Annotated in this window: 13 protein-coding genes; 1 reads left to right on the top strand and 12 read right to left on the bottom strand. The window is 60.0% G+C overall.

Going from position 1 to position 15834, the window contains the following annotated elements; all coding sequences use genetic code 11:
* Positions 1–111: 111 nt before the first annotated feature.
* The 12 genes from lapB to gyrA all read right to left on the bottom strand — a co-directional run bounded on the left by lapB (position 112) and on the right by gyrA (position 14416).
* Positions 112–1287: a lipopolysaccharide assembly protein LapB gene (lapB, locus tag AWB69_RS34120; RefSeq protein ID WP_062091226.1), complete on the bottom strand. Its 1176-nt coding sequence runs from the start codon at positions 1285–1287 to the stop codon at positions 112–114.
* Positions 1288–1378: 91 nt separating this feature from the next.
* Positions 1379–1672, bottom strand: coding sequence for a LapA family protein (locus AWB69_RS34115; protein WP_062091225.1), 294 nt, complete (start codon positions 1670–1672; stop codon positions 1379–1381).
* Between the two features lie 368 nt (positions 1673–2040).
* Positions 2041–2379: an integration host factor subunit beta gene (locus AWB69_RS34110; RefSeq protein ID WP_062091224.1), complete on the bottom strand. Its 339-nt coding sequence runs from the start codon at positions 2377–2379 to the stop codon at positions 2041–2043.
* 21 nt (positions 2380–2400) lie between these two features.
* Positions 2401–4116: a 30S ribosomal protein S1 gene (rpsA, locus tag AWB69_RS34105; RefSeq protein WP_062091223.1), complete on the bottom strand. Its 1716-nt coding sequence runs from the start codon at positions 4114–4116 to the stop codon at positions 2401–2403.
* Positions 4117–4314: 198 nt separating this feature from the next.
* On the bottom strand, positions 4315–4989 hold the full coding sequence (gene cmk, locus AWB69_RS34100) for a (d)CMP kinase (protein WP_062091222.1): 675 nt from the start codon (positions 4987–4989) through the stop codon (positions 4315–4317).
* Between the two features lie 76 nt (positions 4990–5065).
* Positions 5066–6370: a 3-phosphoshikimate 1-carboxyvinyltransferase gene (aroA, locus tag AWB69_RS34095; RefSeq protein WP_062091221.1), complete on the bottom strand. Its 1305-nt coding sequence runs from the start codon at positions 6368–6370 to the stop codon at positions 5066–5068.
* A 30-nt stretch (positions 6371–6400) separates the two neighbouring features.
* Complete coding sequence (locus tag AWB69_RS34090; RefSeq protein ID WP_062091220.1) at positions 6401–7324, bottom strand: prephenate dehydrogenase; 924 nt, start codon at positions 7322–7324, stop codon at positions 6401–6403.
* Positions 7325–7411: 87 nt separating this feature from the next.
* Positions 7412–8527: a histidinol-phosphate transaminase gene (hisC, locus tag AWB69_RS34085; RefSeq protein WP_062091219.1), complete on the bottom strand. Its 1116-nt coding sequence runs from the start codon at positions 8525–8527 to the stop codon at positions 7412–7414.
* Between the two features lie 26 nt (positions 8528–8553).
* On the bottom strand, positions 8554–9636 hold the full coding sequence (gene pheA / locus AWB69_RS34080; protein WP_062091218.1) for a prephenate dehydratase: 1083 nt from the start codon (positions 9634–9636) through the stop codon (positions 8554–8556).
* 66 nt (positions 9637–9702) lie between these two features.
* Positions 9703–10785, bottom strand: coding sequence for a 3-phosphoserine/phosphohydroxythreonine transaminase (serC, locus tag AWB69_RS34075; RefSeq protein WP_062091249.1), 1083 nt, complete (start codon positions 10783–10785; stop codon positions 9703–9705).
* Between the two features lie 204 nt (positions 10786–10989).
* A complete protein-coding gene (locus tag AWB69_RS34070; RefSeq protein WP_062091248.1) occupies positions 10990–11595 on the bottom strand; it encodes a DUF2059 domain-containing protein in 606 nt (201 codons plus the stop codon).
* A gap of 118 nt (positions 11596–11713) precedes the next feature.
* Positions 11714–14416, bottom strand: a complete 2703-nt coding sequence (gyrA, locus tag AWB69_RS34065; protein ID WP_075644043.1) for a DNA gyrase subunit A — start codon at positions 14414–14416, stop codon at positions 11714–11716.
* A 710-nt stretch (positions 14417–15126) separates the two neighbouring features.
* Between gyrA and ompA the strand changes: the two genes are divergently transcribed.
* Positions 15127–15780, top strand: coding sequence for an outer membrane protein OmpA (ompA, locus tag AWB69_RS34060; protein ID WP_062091216.1), 654 nt, complete (start codon positions 15127–15129; stop codon positions 15778–15780).
* Positions 15781–15834: the final 54 nt, after the last annotated feature.

Genomic DNA, 15834 nt, shown 5'->3' with positions numbered 1-15834 from the left:
CGAAGGATCAGGCCAAAACGGCCGCGGAGTCCGATCGTTTCAAACGTTGCGCGTCCTGAGCGGGCCGCACCACGCGAGACGCGCGTCAGTCCTTGGTCACGCAAACCGCGCTCAGGCGGATGCGGTGATCGGCTCGACGCGGCGTGGCGCATAGGTTTCCCAGCCGCTGCAGCCAGGACATTGCCAGTAAAAAAGACGCGCGCGGAAACCGCAATTCTGGCACGTGTAGCGCGGCAGGTTCTTGGTCCGCTGCTTGACGAGCGTGCGCATCAGTTCGAGTTCGCTGCGACGCGGTTCCTCGGCCGTGGCAACTTGCGCCTCCAGCAGCCGCGTCATGCCCGCAACATTCGGCGACGTCTGCATCTGGTGCCGGGCGAGCGCATGGGCCGCTTCCATTCCACGCAATTGCGACACGTGCTTGAACGCCACGTCGAGCAAGTCGTTGGACGGATATCGATTCACATAATCGACCAGCAAGTCGACACCTTCAGCCGTACGGCCGAGTTGTTCGTAAGCCTGCACCAGTTTTTCGGCCACCAGCGGCAGATAAGCTGCATTCTGCTCTTCCACGCGCCGCCAGCACGCAATTGCCGCCTCCAGATCACCACCGGCGGCATCCACGTCGCCAACCAGGATGGTCGCCCGGACGTTGTCAGGGTTGGCCATGAGCGCGAGTTTCAGTTCCGCGCGGGCATCTGCCGGGTTCTTGCGCTGCAGCGCTTCTTGCGCGAGTTCGCAATGGAACTGGGCGACTTCCTTCTGAAGGGTCGGTGCACCCATTTCTTCGATCCGGCCCGCGGTTGCAATCGACTTCTTCCAGTCCTTCTCGATCTCGTAGATGGTCAGCAACGCCCGCTGCGCGCCGAGCGCATATTCGCCAGCTTCGAGCGACCGGAACGTTTCCTCGGCTCGATCCAGCAGACCCGCCTTCAGGAAATCCTGGCCAAGTTCGAACAATGCGTGATCGCGTTCGGCGACGGGCAAATCAGGGCGGCTCAGCAGGTTCTGATGCACGCGAATAGCCCGGTCCGTCTCACCGCGACGACGAAACAGGTTGCCGAGCGCAAAGTGCAATTCGATGGTTTCAGGGTCAAGCTTCGCAACTTCGATAAAGGCGTCGATAGCCTTGTCGTGTTGCTCGTTCAGCAGGAAATTGAGGCCGCGAAAATACGAGCGCGGCAGATTCGCGTTTTCAGACAGCAGCGTTTTCAGGTCATAGCGGGATGCAATCCAGCCGAGAGCAAACGCGACCGGAATGACAAGCAGCCACCAGAAGTCTAGATCCATGCGAATTCTTGGAAAGGGTTAAGGGCCGGCGCGGGGTGCCTGAAGCAGGCACCCACCCGCACTGGCGCGGGACCGGACAGCGCGCGGCCCGTCAGATCAGCGGCGGCATAGGCGGATCCATTGGCACGACGGGTACGTCGCGCGCCACGCGCAATTCACGCTTGAGCCGGGCATTTTCCATCCGCAGGCGAAATAACAATGGCAGCGAGGAGAGAAGCCCTGCCACCAGGCCGACGACAAAAAACGCCAGGCCGATCAGGATCAGCGGTGCTTGCCAGAAGTAGCCGGCGAGAAAATTGAGCGTCGCACTTTGTGTGTTGGCCAATGCCAGCACGAGCAGGAGCACGAAGACCAGTACACGGATCAGCCAGACAAAAAATTTCATAAGGGTCTCTTTGACGGCAATAGCGGGACGACAGAGCGAGCAACTCGGGCGGTGGATACAACACCGATATTCACGAGGGACGCAAAGCTCGGGCCACGCTGCCCTTGGTTGTTGGCGTCCGGTATTGTAATTGAAGCGTATGAGGCAATGCGCAACGGCTTGGACGATAGGCCGATCGGCAGGACGTTCGCGGGAGTTTACCGCCTTACGGTGACGCCAAAAATGGCAATAAAGAACGAGCGTGCGGAACGGCAGCACCGTTGGCATGCGTTCGGTTGAGGCATAAAAAAAGCACCCTTGCGGGTGCTTCTTCCGGTCATTTGCCTCTGGCTGACAGCGGTTTGATGCAGGATGAACTCGGACGCCGGTCAAACATCGTCGTCTTCGTCACTGTCTGCTTCGTTCGACTGTTTCAGCGGCTCGCCCGCGCGGCCATCTACTCGTTCGCGCAACTCCTTGCCTGGCTTGAAGTGCGGCACGAATTTCTCCGGTACCAGCACCTTCTCCCCTGACTTGGGATTGCGTCCAACGCGCGACGGACGACGATTGAGGCCGAAACTGCCGAAGCCGCGGATTTCGATGCGATGGCCGTTGGCCAAAGCGTCCGACATCGCATCGAGCATCGTCTTCACTGCGAAATCCGCATCTTTAAGAACAAGTTGCGGAAATCGCAGCGCCAGTTGGGCGACCAATTCCGATTTGGTCATGCTGCAGCAATACCTTGCGGCTTAGCCGTTCTGGCCGTCGAGCTTGGCTTTCAACAGCGCGCCAAGGTTCGTCGTGCCGGTAGCAGCCGTGCTCGATTCAGCCGAAGCCAGACCGCGGATTGCTTCCTGTTGCTCAGCCGAATCCTTGGCCTTGATCGACAGGTTGATGCCACGCGACTTGCGATCGATGTTGATGATCATCGCGTTGACCTTGTCGCCTTCCTTCAGCACGTTGCGAGCATCTTCCACGCGGTCCTGAGCGATTTCCGACGCACGGAGATAACCTTCCACGTCTGCCGTCAACGTCACGACTGCGCCCTTCGCGTCAACCGACTTGACCACGCCGTCAACCGTCGCGCCCTTGTCGTTCATTGCCACGAAGTTGCTGAACGGATCGCCTTCGAGTTGCTTGATACCCAGCGAGATGCGTTCCTTCTCGACATCGATGCCAAGAACGATAGCCTGGACTTCGTCGCCCTTCTTGTACTTGCGAACAGCTTCTTCGCCCGTTTCGCTCCACGACAGGTCCGAAAGGTGAACCAGACCGTCGATGCCGCCCGGCAAACCGATGAACACGCCGAAGTCGGTGATCGACTTGATTGCGCCTTCCAGCTTGTCGCCCTTCTTGAAGTTGCGGCTGAAGTCGTCCCACGGGTTCGGCTTGCACTGCTTCATGCCGAGGCTGATACGGCGACGGTCTTCGTCGATCTCGAGAACCATGACTTCGACTTCGTCGCCCAGTTGCACAACCTTCGACGGTGCAACGTTCTTGTTCGTCCAGTCCATTTCCGACACGTGAACCAGGCCTTCGATGCCCGATTCCACTTCGACGAATGCGCCGTAGTCGGTGATGTTCGTAACCTTGCCGAACAGGCGCGTGCCCGACGGGTAACGGCGGGAAATGCCTTCCCACGGATCGTCGCCGAGTTGCTTGATACCGAGCGAAACGCGGTTCTTCTCTTGGTCGAACTTGAGGATCTTCGCGGTGACTTCCTGGCCAACCGACAGAACTTCGCTCGGGTGACGCACACGACGCCATGCGATGTCCGTGATGTGCAGCAGGCCGTCGATACCGCCGAGGTCCACGAATGCGCCGTAGTCCGTGATGTTCTTGACCACGCCTTCCACGATCGCGCCTTCCTTCAGCGTTTCGAGCAGCTTTGCGCGCTCTTCGCCTTGCGTGGCTTCGATCACGGCGCGGCGCGACAACACGACGTTGTTACGCTTGCGGTCGAGCTTGATCACGCGGAATTCGAGGGTCTTGCCTTCGTACGGGGTCGTGTCCTTGACCGGACGCGTATCAACCAGCGAACCCGGCAGGAACGCGCGGATGCCGTTGACCATGACGGTCATGCCGCCCTTGACCTTGCCCGTGATCGTGCCGGTCACGAGTTCGTTGTTGTCCAGCGCTTTTTCCAGCGACAGCCACGAAGCCAGACGCTTCGCCTTGTCACGCGACAGGATCGTGTCGCCATAACCATTTTCCAGGGCGTCGATAGCCACGGAAACAAAGTCGCCCGCCTGCACTTCTACCTCGCCCGCGTCGTTCAGGAATTCTTCGAGCGGAATGTAGGCTTCGGACTTGAGACCAGCGTTGACGACCACGAAATTGTGGTCGACGCGCACGACTTCGGCGGAAATGACTTCGCCCGCACGCATGTCCTGCTTGGTCAGCGACTCTTCGAACAGAGCCGCAAAAGATTCGGTATTCGGGGTAGATGTTTGCAGGTCGGACATAAAAATCTATAGTTGCGCAGCTGCTTCGCAATGCCTGCCCGAACTGTTCGGGCCGATGACAAAAAAGACGAGCGCCACACGGGGTTGAGGGGTTAAAACACGCTCCATGTTTCTCATGGAGCTCCAAAGCAAAGCCTTCGAAATGTCGGCTTTTTCCAACAATTTTCTGCTTTTACCGCTAACTACACGTGAATTGCGCTAAACCAAATGAAACCAACCGATGATCTGATCGACCGCCTGGTCGATGGATAACCCGGAGGTGTCCAGCGTCTTCGCGTCCACTGCGGGCTTGAGCGGCGCGGCTACACGGTTACTGTCCCGTGCGTCCCGCTCGCGCAAATCTCGTAGCAAGTCTTCCATATTAGCAGAAAAGCCTTTTTGTATCAATTGCTTATGCCGCCGCGCGGCCCGCGCTTCAACGCTGGCCGTGAGAAACACCTTGAGCGTTGCATCGGGAAAAATAACGGTGCCCATGTCGCGGCCGTCGGCAACCAGCCCCGGAGGCTTGCGGAACGCCCGCTGGCGCGCAATCAGCGCCGTCCTAACCTGGCCGTGGACGGCGATTGCCGAGGCGCGGTTGCCGATTTCCTCGGCACGAATTTCCGTCGATACATCCACGCCGTCGAGCTGCGCACAGCCTTCCCGGAACGTGATGTGGAGGTCTGCCACGAGTTCGGCGAGCGCGTCGCCGTCCTCGGGCTCGATGTTGTAGCGGGCGCTCGCGAGCGCGGTGAGCCGGTACAAAGCGCCGCTGTCGAGTAAATGGAAGCCGAGCGTGGCGGCGACCAGCGCGGCGACCGTGCCTTTGCCCGAAGCCGTCGGGCCGTCGATCGTGATGACCGGGGTCTGGTGAAACGGACGAGTGGGTTTCATCGCAGGCGTCCGGATCGGCGAGCGGTTGCGCGCGAGGTCGCGGCTGGCATTGCTGTATTCATATTAGTCATGGTCATCAGGCCTTCGCGAGCTTGGCGAATTGATCGAAGTAATCCGGGAAGGTCTTGCCGACGCATTTCGGGTCGTTGATGCGTACCGGCACGCGTCCCAGGCTCACGAGCGAAAAACACATTGCCATGCGGTGGTCGTCGTAGGTGTCGATAGCCGCATTCGGCGTCAATGCAGCCGGCGGCGTCACCACGAGGTAATCCGCGCCCTCCTCGACCGTCGCGCCGACCTTGCGCAGTTCGGTGGCCATTGCGGCAATCCGGTCCGTCTCTTTCACGCGCCAGCTCGCGATATTGCGCAGCGTGGTCGTGCCGGTGGCGAACAGCGCGGCCACCGCAATGGTCATGGCGGCGTCGGGGATCAGGTTGAAATCCATATCGATGGCCATCAGCTTGCCGTCGTCCGATTCCACGCCGCGCACTTCGATCCAGTCATCGCCCAGCATGACGTTCGCGCCCATGCGGATCAGCGCATCGGCGAAATTCACGTCACCCTGGATGCTCGCGCGGCCCACGCCTTCCACCCGTAGCGGACCGCCACCCAGCGCACCGGCCGCGAGGAAATACGACGCCGACGACGCATCGCCTTCCACCGCGATCGTGCCCGGCGACGCATAGCGCGCGCCGGCCGGCAAGGTAAAACTCTGCCAGCCATTGCGTTCGACAGTCATGCCGAAACGCTCCATCAGCTTGATCGTGATGTCGATATACGGCTTCGAAATCAGCTCGCCGTCCACTTCCACGACAATCGGCCCGCGCGTGTTCTGCGCCAGCGGCAAGCTCATCAGCAACGCAGTCAGGAACTGGCTGGAGACGTCGCCACGCACGCGGATCGGCTGGTCGACGGCAATGTCGGCCGGATGAATCCGCAGCGGCGGGAAACCGTCGTTCGCTTCGTAATCGATCTTCGCGCCAATCTGCCGCAAGCCGTCGACGAGATCGCCGATCGGCCGTTCGTGCATGCGCGGCACGCCATGCACGCGATATTCACCGCCGTTCAGCGCCAGCGCGGCCGTGAGCGGACGCACTGCGGTGCCCGCATTGCCGAGAAAAAGCTCAGCCGATTTCACCGGAAAACGCCCGCCTGTGCCTTTCACGACGCAGCGCTCGCCGTCGTTCGTCACCTCGACGCCCAACGTATTGAGCGCCGCGAGCATCACGCGGGTGTCGTCGGAATCGAGCAGGTTAGTAATCACCGTTTCGCCCTCAGCCAGCGCGGCGAGCAGCAGGACACGGTTAGAAATGCTCTTCGATCCGGGCAGCCGGACCGTGCCGGACGCACGCGAAAAAGGTCCGAGATCGAGGTGTTCCATGATTAATTCCAGTTAGTCAGGTCCAGCTAGCTATTGTGCGGATTCGTCGGCGGCTTTGATCGCGCCACCATGTTGCCATTCGGTTCGCGCCGTGCGCGAGCGCTCGAACGCCGCTTCGAGCGCGGCGCCGTCGGAGGTCTCGATGGCCTGGCGAAAACGCGCCAGCACGTTGGTATAGGCATCGATTTCGGTCAGCAGCGCCGCCCGGTTCGCGATGCACACGTCGCGCCACATTTCCGGACTCGACGCCGCGATCCGCGTGAAATCGCGGAACCCGCCGGCGGCGAACGAAAACTTCAGCGCGGCATCGGGTGCCTGCAGAATCATCTCCACCAGCGCGAACGACAACACGTGCGGCAAATGGCTCACCGACGCGAGCACGCTGTCGTGCTGCCCGGCAGTCATTCGATGCACGCTCGCGCCGGTCGCGAACCACATATCGGCGACACGCTCCACAACCTCCGGCGGGTTCTCCGGCAACGGGCACAGCACGACGTTCCGATCAACATAGAGATCGGGAATGGCGGCATCTGGACCACTTGATTCCCGGCCGGCGATCGGATGGCCCGGCACGAATTGCCCAACGCGGTCGCCCAGGGCAGCATGTGCCGCCGCAACAACGTCATTTTTTGTACTGCCGACATCGGTCACGATGGTGCGCGCATACAGGAACGGCGCAATCCGCCGCAGCAGCGGCTCGGTTTGCGCAACCGGCGCGGCGACCAGCACGAAGTCGGCGTCACGCAACGCGAGTTCGAGCGCGTGGTCGTCGTCGAGAGACACAGCCGAATCGATCAGGCCGAGTTCCAGCGCACGCTCGACGGACTTTATGGATCGCCCGACACCCACCACTTCGCCCGTTGCGCGAGCGCGTTCGCGCAAAGCGCGCGCGAGCGATCCGCCGATCAGACCGACGCCGAAAATCACGAGTTTATTGAAAGAGAACGCGGCCACGAGACATCGATAAAAACGCGCCTTTCGGCGCGAGGAGTGAACAATCGGACAAGCCCGTGCTTCGTTAAAAGTCACGGACCGAAACCATCAGGCAGCGGCCGCCAACGACTTTTCAAGCGCCGCGATAAACGCTTCGTTCTCTTCCGGCAAGCCGATCGTGACACGCAGCCACGGCAACAAACCGTAGTTGGCGACCGGCCGCACGATCACGCCCTGCTTGAGCAAGGCGAGATTCACACGCTGCCCGGCGGCGTCGTCATTACCCACGCGCACCATCACGAAGTTGCCGTCGGACGGGACGTATTCCAGGCCGAGTTTGTCGAAAGCTTCCGTCAGCCGGCGATAACCCGCCGCGTTGATCTCGGCGCTCTTCGCCAGGAACGCGGTGTCCTTCAACGCGGCGATCGCGGCGGCTTGCGCCATCGAATTCACGTTGAACGGCTGGCGCAGGCGATTCAGCAGGTCGGTCTGCTCCGGTTGCGCGATGGCGAAACCCACGCGCAATCCGGCCAGCCCGAACGCCTTTGAAAACGTCCGCGACACGAGCAGATTCGGATAGCGACGCACCCATTCGATGGAATCGTAACGCTTGTCCTTCGCGAGATATTCCGTGTACGCCTCGTCCAGCACGATTGCCACGTGACGCGGCACGCGTGCAATAAACGCTTCGAGCGTCCGGCCGTCGATAAACGTACCGGTCGGATTGTTCGGATTCGCGACGAACACGAGACGCGTGTCGTCGGCAATAGCGGCGAGCATTGCCTCGAGATCATGACCGTACTTCACGGCCGGCACGACGATCGCACGCGCGCCCAGACCTTGCGTGGCAAGCGCATAGACCGCAAACGAGTACTGCGAATAGACAATCGACTGACCCTTCTCGACGAACGCATGCGCGGCGATTTCGAGGATGTCGTTGCTGCCGTTGCCGAGCGTGATCCATTCCGGCGGCACGCCGTAGCGTTCGCTCAATGCGGCCTTCAGGTCGAAACCGTTCGAGTCGGGATAACGGCCGAGTTCCTCGATCGCTTGCGCCATGGCGAGCTTCGCCGACTCGGGCATGCCGAGCGGGTTTTCATTCGACGCGAGCTTCACGATATCCGCTTCGTTCAGTCCGAATTCACGCGCCACTTCCGAGATCGGTTTGCCGGCAATATAAGGCGCGATCGCGCGCACGTAGGAAGGGCCGAATTGCGATGTCATATTTTCTCCAACGGTTTTTAAAGGGCTCAACGAGCGCGCGGGTACGAGCCGAGGATCTTCAGGAACTCGGCTTTTTCGCCCAGTTCGTGGAGCGCGGCGGCGACCGGCGCGTCGTCGCGATGTCCTTCCACGTCGATATAAAAGTAGTACTCCCACGTGCCTACACGCGCAGGACGCGACTCGAAACGGGTCATGGACACGCCATGACGCGCCAGCGGTTCCAGCAATTTCAGCAACGCGCCCGGCTCGTTCGCAACCGACACGATCAGCGACGTCTGGTCGTATCCGCTCACGCCCGTGCGTTCCTTGCCAATCATCACGAAGCGCGTGCGGTTGTGCGGATCGTCCTGGATCATCGCGCTGACCACGCCGAGTCCGTAATGCGTGGCGGCCCGATCGCCCGCAATAGCCGCAATGGTCGGATCGCCCACCGCCAGCCGGGCCGCTTCCGCATTGCTCGATACCGCCTGGCGCGCAAGCGTGGGTGCATTCGCCGTGAGCCAGTGCTGGCATTGCGCGAGCGCTTGCGGATGCGCGAACACGCGCGTGACGCCATTCAGCGTGCCGGACACAGTCAACAGGTTGTGGTGGATCGGCAAAGCCAGTTCGCCGCTGATCACCAGCGACGTTTGCAGCAACAGATCGAGCGTGCGCGAAACCGCACCTTCCGCGGAGTTCTCAACCGGCACCACGCCGAATTCGGCCGCACCGGCTTCCACCGAGCGAAACACTTCGTCGATGGAAGGACACGGCACACCTTCAATGGAATGTCCGAAATACTCGAACATTGCCTGCTCGCTGTAGGTCCCGACCGGACCGAGATACGCGGTGCGCAGCGTCTTTTCGAGCGCGCGGCTCGCGGCCATGATCTCGCGCCAGATCGAGCTGATGTGATCGTCGGCGAGTGGCCCTTCGCTCATTTCCTGGAGCCGCGCGATCACCTGCATCTCGCGCTCGGGGCGAAACACCGGTGCGTTGAAATGCTTCTTCACCTCGCCCACTTCAAGCGCCACGGCGGCGCGCTGGTTCAGGAGCGCGATGAGCTGCGCGTCGAGCGCATCGATGCGTTCGCGCAGCGGTATGAGTCGTGAATTAAGGTCGTCGTCCATGCGTTGTATGAGATGAGTCGATCCGGCTTGGCGCGCCAAGTATCGGATGGGAGGCCGGTCCTTGTTTCAGGCGCCGGTCTGCTCGAATTCCTTCATATACTCGACGAGCGTTTTCACCGCTTCGAGCGGCACCGCGTTATAGATGGACGCGCGCATGCCGCCGACCGACTTGTGGCCTTTCAGCTGCAGCAGGCCGCGCGCTTTTGCGCCGGCCAGGAATGCTTCGTTACGGGATTCGTCGGCGAGAAAGAACGGTACGTTCATCCTCGAGCGCGACTGACGCTCGACTTTGTTCAGATAGAAACTGCTGGCGTCGATAGTGTCGTACAGCAGCGTCGATTTTTCGATGCTGCGTGCTTCCATGGCTTCCAGGCCGCCCTGCTTTTTCAGCCACTGAAATACCAGCCCGGCAATATAGATGGCGTAGGTGGGCGGCGTGTTGTACATGGAATTGTTCGCGGCGACGGTCTTCCATTCGAACGCCGACGGGCAGATAGCCAACGCGCGGTCGAGCAGGTCCTCGCGCACGATCACGACCGTCACGCCCGCCATGCCAATGTTCTTCTGCGCGCCGCCAAACAACACGCCGTATTTCGCGATGTCCATGGGGCGGGAAAGAATGTGCGACGACGCGTCCGCGACCAGCGGGACCGAACCGAGATCGGGAATCTCAAAGGTCTCGACACCATCGATAGTTTCGTTCGTGCAGATATGGACGTAAGCCGGGTCGTCGGAAAGATGCCATTCGGCGATCTTCGGCACGTGCGTGAAACCCTGCTCCGTCTTGCCGTTTGCTGCAATGTGCGGCGTGCCGTACTTCTGCGCTTCCTTGAACGATTTCTGCGACCACGAGCCGGTCACAACAAAGTCCGCGGTTTTACGCGCTCCGAGCATGTTCAGCGGGACGATCGCGTTCTCACCGATGCCGCCGCCCTGCAGGAACAGGATCCTGTGCGACGCGGGCACTTTCAGCAGATCGCGGAGATCAGTGAGCGCGGCCTCATGGATCGACATGAACTCAGCGCCGCGATGGCTCATTTCCATCACGCTCATGCCGCTACCGTGCCAATCGAGCATTTCGTCAGCGGCTTGACGGAGTACTTCCTCGGGCATTGCTGCAGGACCAGCGGAGAAATTGAAAACGCGCATCTGATAAACACCCCGAAAAACCGGACGCAATAAAGAGAACGCCAGCGAGGCAAACGCCAGCGACAAACCGCTGAATAACGTCTGAACCGCGCCACGAAAAAGAAATGGCTGTTTGCGTCTGAACGCAAACAGCCATTATCGCACCGTCCCGAAAACCCGCCAAACTACAGCCGCGTGGGCAGCGGCGGGTTTCGGCAGCCTGTCTTACTTGATCGGCTTGACGGCAGCCACTTCCTTGTCCGCTTGCGCGCGGGTGGCCTTGATCGATTGCGGCATGTACTTCTGCATCAGACCGTTCACCACGTCACGACCGACCTGGTCCTGAACCTGGATGAACTTGCGACCCGTCGGGCTCTTGTAGAACGTCGTCAGGTCCTTGATTTCAGCCGTGGTGTAGTACTTCGCATACGCGTCGTACTGAGCCTGCATGGCGTCCTGACGGAACGAGTCGGTCGCGAAGACCTGACCTGCCGAATCAACCAGCTTCGGTACCGTGTCCTTCTGGAGCTGAGGAACGGCAGCTTGCTTCTGCTTGTCGTTCATCGTCTTGTTTTCGCTCAAAGCGTCGGACAGGATGGCCGGAACCAGTTGCTTCGACTGCATTTGCGCGCTGTTACCAATGGCGCCGACGAGCTTTTGCGCGTCGATTGCGTCCAGCAGGTCCTTGATCGCAGCTTGCTTCGCCGGATCCGGTGCCGCCGTAGCTGCGTCTGCAGCCGGCGCCGTCGCTTGGCTCTGGAGCGATTGAGCCGATGCGAAAGCCGGTACCAAAGCAGCCAGCAACATCCATTGTTTAAACTGTTTTTGCATCATTACTCCCTTAAAAAATTTTTGTTTCCATCGCAGCGCGACTCAGCATGTGCTCAAGTCGCGCAGCTTATCCATTCAAGCTTTCAGAAACAGAACAGGCGTGGTCGCGAACATTGGGTCAGGACGTGCTGTCCTCATCACCTTCCGACGAGTCGCCCGGTGTGTCACCTGCGTCACCGTCACCTGCGTCAGCGTCAGCGTCGCCTGCGGCGCTGGCCGATGGTTCGCCTGCGTCACCTTCCAGATCGGCGTCGAGTTCGACTGCCACTTCCGCCTCGGCGATATGCTGCAAGCCGGACAGCTTGGTACCGTCGTCAAGACTGATGAGTGTAACACCTTGGGTCGCACGGCCCATTTCACGGATCTCCGACACCCGCGTGCGGATCAGCACGCCGGTATTGGTGATCAGCATGATCTCGCTTTCCGGTTCGACGAGCGTTGCGGCGACCACCTTGCCGTTACGTTCCGACGTCTGGATAGCGATCATTCCCTTCGTGCCACGGCCGTGACGGGTGTATTCCTCGATCGGCGTGCGCTTGCCGAAGCCATTTTCGGTCGCCGTCAGCACTGACTGGTTCTCGCCGCCTGCGACGAGCAACGCAATGACCTGCTGTCCTTCTTCGAGTTGCATGCCGCGCACGCCACGGGCTTCGCGGCCCATTGCACGCACGTCGTTCTCGTCGAAACGCACCGCCTTGCCGGAATCCGAGAACAGCATCACGTCATGCTCGCCGTCGGTAATCGCCGCGCCGATCAGGAAATCACCGTCGTCAAGGCCGACTGCAATGATGCCCTTGCGCAGCGGCCGGCTGAAGGCTTCCAGCGGCGTCTTCTTGACCGTACCCAGCGAGGTCGCCATGAAGACGTATTTATCGGCTGAGAATTCCTTGATCGGCAACACGACGTTGATCTTCTCGCCGTCCTGCAGCGGGAACATGTTCACGATCGGCCGGCCGCGCGAATTCCGCGAGCCCTGCGGTACTTCGTAAACCTTGATCCAGTAAACACGCCCACGGTTCGAGAAACACAGCATGTGGTCGTGCGTATTCGCGATGAAGAGCGTGTCGATCCAGTCGTCTTCCTTCATCTGCGTGGCCTGCTTGCCGCGGCCGCCACGCTTTTGCGCACGGTACTCGGACAGCGGCTGCGACTTCACATAGCCGGTGTGCGACATGGTCACGACCATTTCCTGCGGCGTGATCAGGTCTTCGGTGTTCAGTTCGGTCGCATTCAGTTCGATACGCGAACGGCGGTCGTCGCCGAATTCGGCACGAATGGACGCCAGTTCTTCGACGATGATCGCGCGAATCCGCGCCGGCTTTGCGAGGATGTCGAGCAAGTCGGCGATTTGCGCCATCACTTCCTTGTACTCGCCAACAATCTTGTCCTGCTCGAGCCCGGTCAGGCGTTGCAGGCGCATTTGCAGAATTTCCTGCGCCTGGACATCGGACAGCTTGTACAAACCGTCGGCCTGCATGCCGTACGCCGGGTTCAGCCCTTCCGGCCGGTATGCCTGACGGCCGCCGGATTCCTCGGTTTCGGCGCGCGACAGCATTTCGCGCACGATTTCCGAGTCCCAGGCGTTGTTCATCAAGTCCTGTTTCGCGATGGGCGGGGTCGGCGCGGCCTTGATGATGCGGATGAATTCGTCGATATTCGCCAGCGCCACCGCCAGGCCTTCCAGCACGTGGCCACGATCCCGCGCCTTGCGCAGTTCGTATACAGTGCGCCGCGTCAACACTTCCCGCCGATGCGACAGGAAACACTCCAGCATCTGCTTCAGGTTCAGGAGGCGCGGCTGGCCGTCGACCAGCGCAACCATGTTGATGCCGAACGTGTCCTGAAGCTGCGTCAGCTTGTACAGATTGTTCAGCACCACTTCCGGCACTTCGCCGCGCTTCAGCTCGATCACCACGCGCATGCCGCTCTTGTCGGATTCGTCGCGGATGTCCGAGATGCCTTCGATCTTCTTCTCGTTCACCAGCTCTGCAATGCGCTCGAGCAACGTGCGCTTGTTCACCTGATACGGAATTTCGTCGACGATGATCGCCATCCGCTGACCGCGGTCGATCTCCTCGAAGTGCGTGGTCGCGCGCATCACCACGCGTCCGCGACCCGTTCGATAGCCGTCCCTTACGCCCGAGACGCCGTAAATCACGCCGTACGTCGGAAAATCCGGTCCCGGAACGATTTCCATCAGTTCGTCGATGGTCGTTTCGGGGTTGTTCAGCAGGTGCATGCAGGCGTCGACGATTTCGCGCAGGTTGTGCGGCGGAATGTTCGTCGCCATGCCCACGGCGATGCCGGCCGAGCCATTGATCAGAAGGTTGGGGATGCGCGCCGGCAGAACCAGCGGCTCGCTTTCGCTGCCGTCGTAGTTCGGGCCGAAGTCGACCGTTTCCTTGTCGATGTCCGCCAGCAGTTCATGACCAATCTTCGCCATGCGGATTTCGGTGTAGCGCATGGCGGCGGCGTTGTCGCCGTCGACCGAACCGAAATTCCCCTGGCCGTCGACCAGCATGTAGCGCAACGAGAAGTGCTGCGCCATCCGCACGATGGTGTCGTAGACGGACTGGTCACCGTGCGGGTGATATTTACCGATGACGTCGCCCACAATACGCGCCGACTTCTTGTAGGCCCGATTCCAGTCGTTGTTCAGTTCGTGCATGGAATACAGCGCGCGACGGTGGACTGGCTTGAGGCCGTCGCGGACATCCGGGAGCGCCCGACCCACGATCACGCTCATCGCGTAACTGAGATATGAGCGGCGCATTTCCTCCTCAAGGGAGATTGGCAGGGTCTCTTTAGCGAATTGATCCATTTATCCGTGTCTTGAACTGTGCGGCGCCGGCGCGGAATAAAAGCCTCTTTTGCGGCGTTTTACCCGGATTCACCGTCGTTTAGCATCGGCATTGCGAACGCAACGCATCACGCGATTCTAACATGCGCGACATCCGCTCCCGAGGCTGCTGCGTATACATAGAGCAGGCAGGATGCGGATCGGGAAATTGGGGGACAAAACAGGGTGATCAGGAGGGGGCGGACGCGAGGCCGAGCGATGACCAGCATGGAGCGGGCCACTGAAGCAATCAGTAGCGAAAGCTTACAACTTCCCACGCAGAACAAAGTGAAAACGTCAGACTAACCCGCTATCATTCGCCCTCACGGGTTTTGACGCCGCCAATTAGCGCGCGAAAAACCGTCGAAAAAAATGTATTGAGGTTTTTGGAAAAAGTTCCGGGGTGGCACGCATTGTGCGCAGGTTCCGCACGTATCAAACCCTGCGATTCCTATGCCCCGTCTTGTTGCGCATGCACCACATAAGGTTGCGGGAAGCGGGGGCCAGGGATATTTTTTTCGTTGCAAGGGAACGATATGGCAAAATGCGAACGCACAAAGTTAGACACTGCTCGAAGTCTACACACAGCGTTTTGTTCCGCGGTAATGTTATACTTCGAGCAATGTATGACTTGTCTTTGTCAACAAGGCTCGCAGTAAACCTGCGGTAATCTCAATTTCGAGAGGAGAAATATGAATAAACTTTCAAAGCTCGCGTTCATTGCAGCTACCGCAGTTATGGCTGCATCGGCTATGGCGCAATCGGTCCCGGCTTCGCGTCAGGCAGTGAATGACAACTGGGTGAACGGCACGGGCGAATACGTGTGGATGAACGGCACGAACGAGCTTTGCTGGCGTGACGCGTTCTGGACCCCGGCAACGGCCAACGCAAAGTGCGATGGCGCGCTGGTAGCCCAGGCACCGCAGCCGCCGGTCGCACCGGCACCGGCTCCGGTTATTCAAAGCCAGAAGGTTACGTACCAAGCCGACGCTCTGTTCGACTTCGACAAGGCTATCCTGAAGCCGGGCGGCAAGGAAAAGCTTGACGACCTCGCATCGAAGATTGGCGACCTGAACCTGGAAGTCGTGGTCGCAACCGGCTACACGGACCGTATCGGTTCGGACAAGTACAACGATCGCCTGTCCCTGCGTCGTGCACAAGCTGTCAAGGCATACCTGGTCAGCAAGGGCATCGAAGCCAACCGTATCTATACGGAAGGCAAGGGCAAGCGCAACCCGGTTACCACGGGTTGCAACCAGAAGAACCGCAAGCAACTTATCGCCTGCCTCGCACCGGATCGTCGCGTGGAAGTCGAAGTTGTTGGAACCTCGCGTCAGCCGCAGTAATACGCGACAGATTGCCGCAGGATCAAAGCCCCGCTTCGGCGGGGCTTTTTTTAT

The sequence above is a fragment of the Caballeronia udeis genome (assembly GCF_001544555.2).
GTDB classification, from domain to species: Bacteria; Pseudomonadota; Gammaproteobacteria; order Burkholderiales; family Burkholderiaceae; genus Caballeronia; species Caballeronia udeis.
This window is presented reverse-complemented; position numbering and strand designations above follow the sequence as displayed.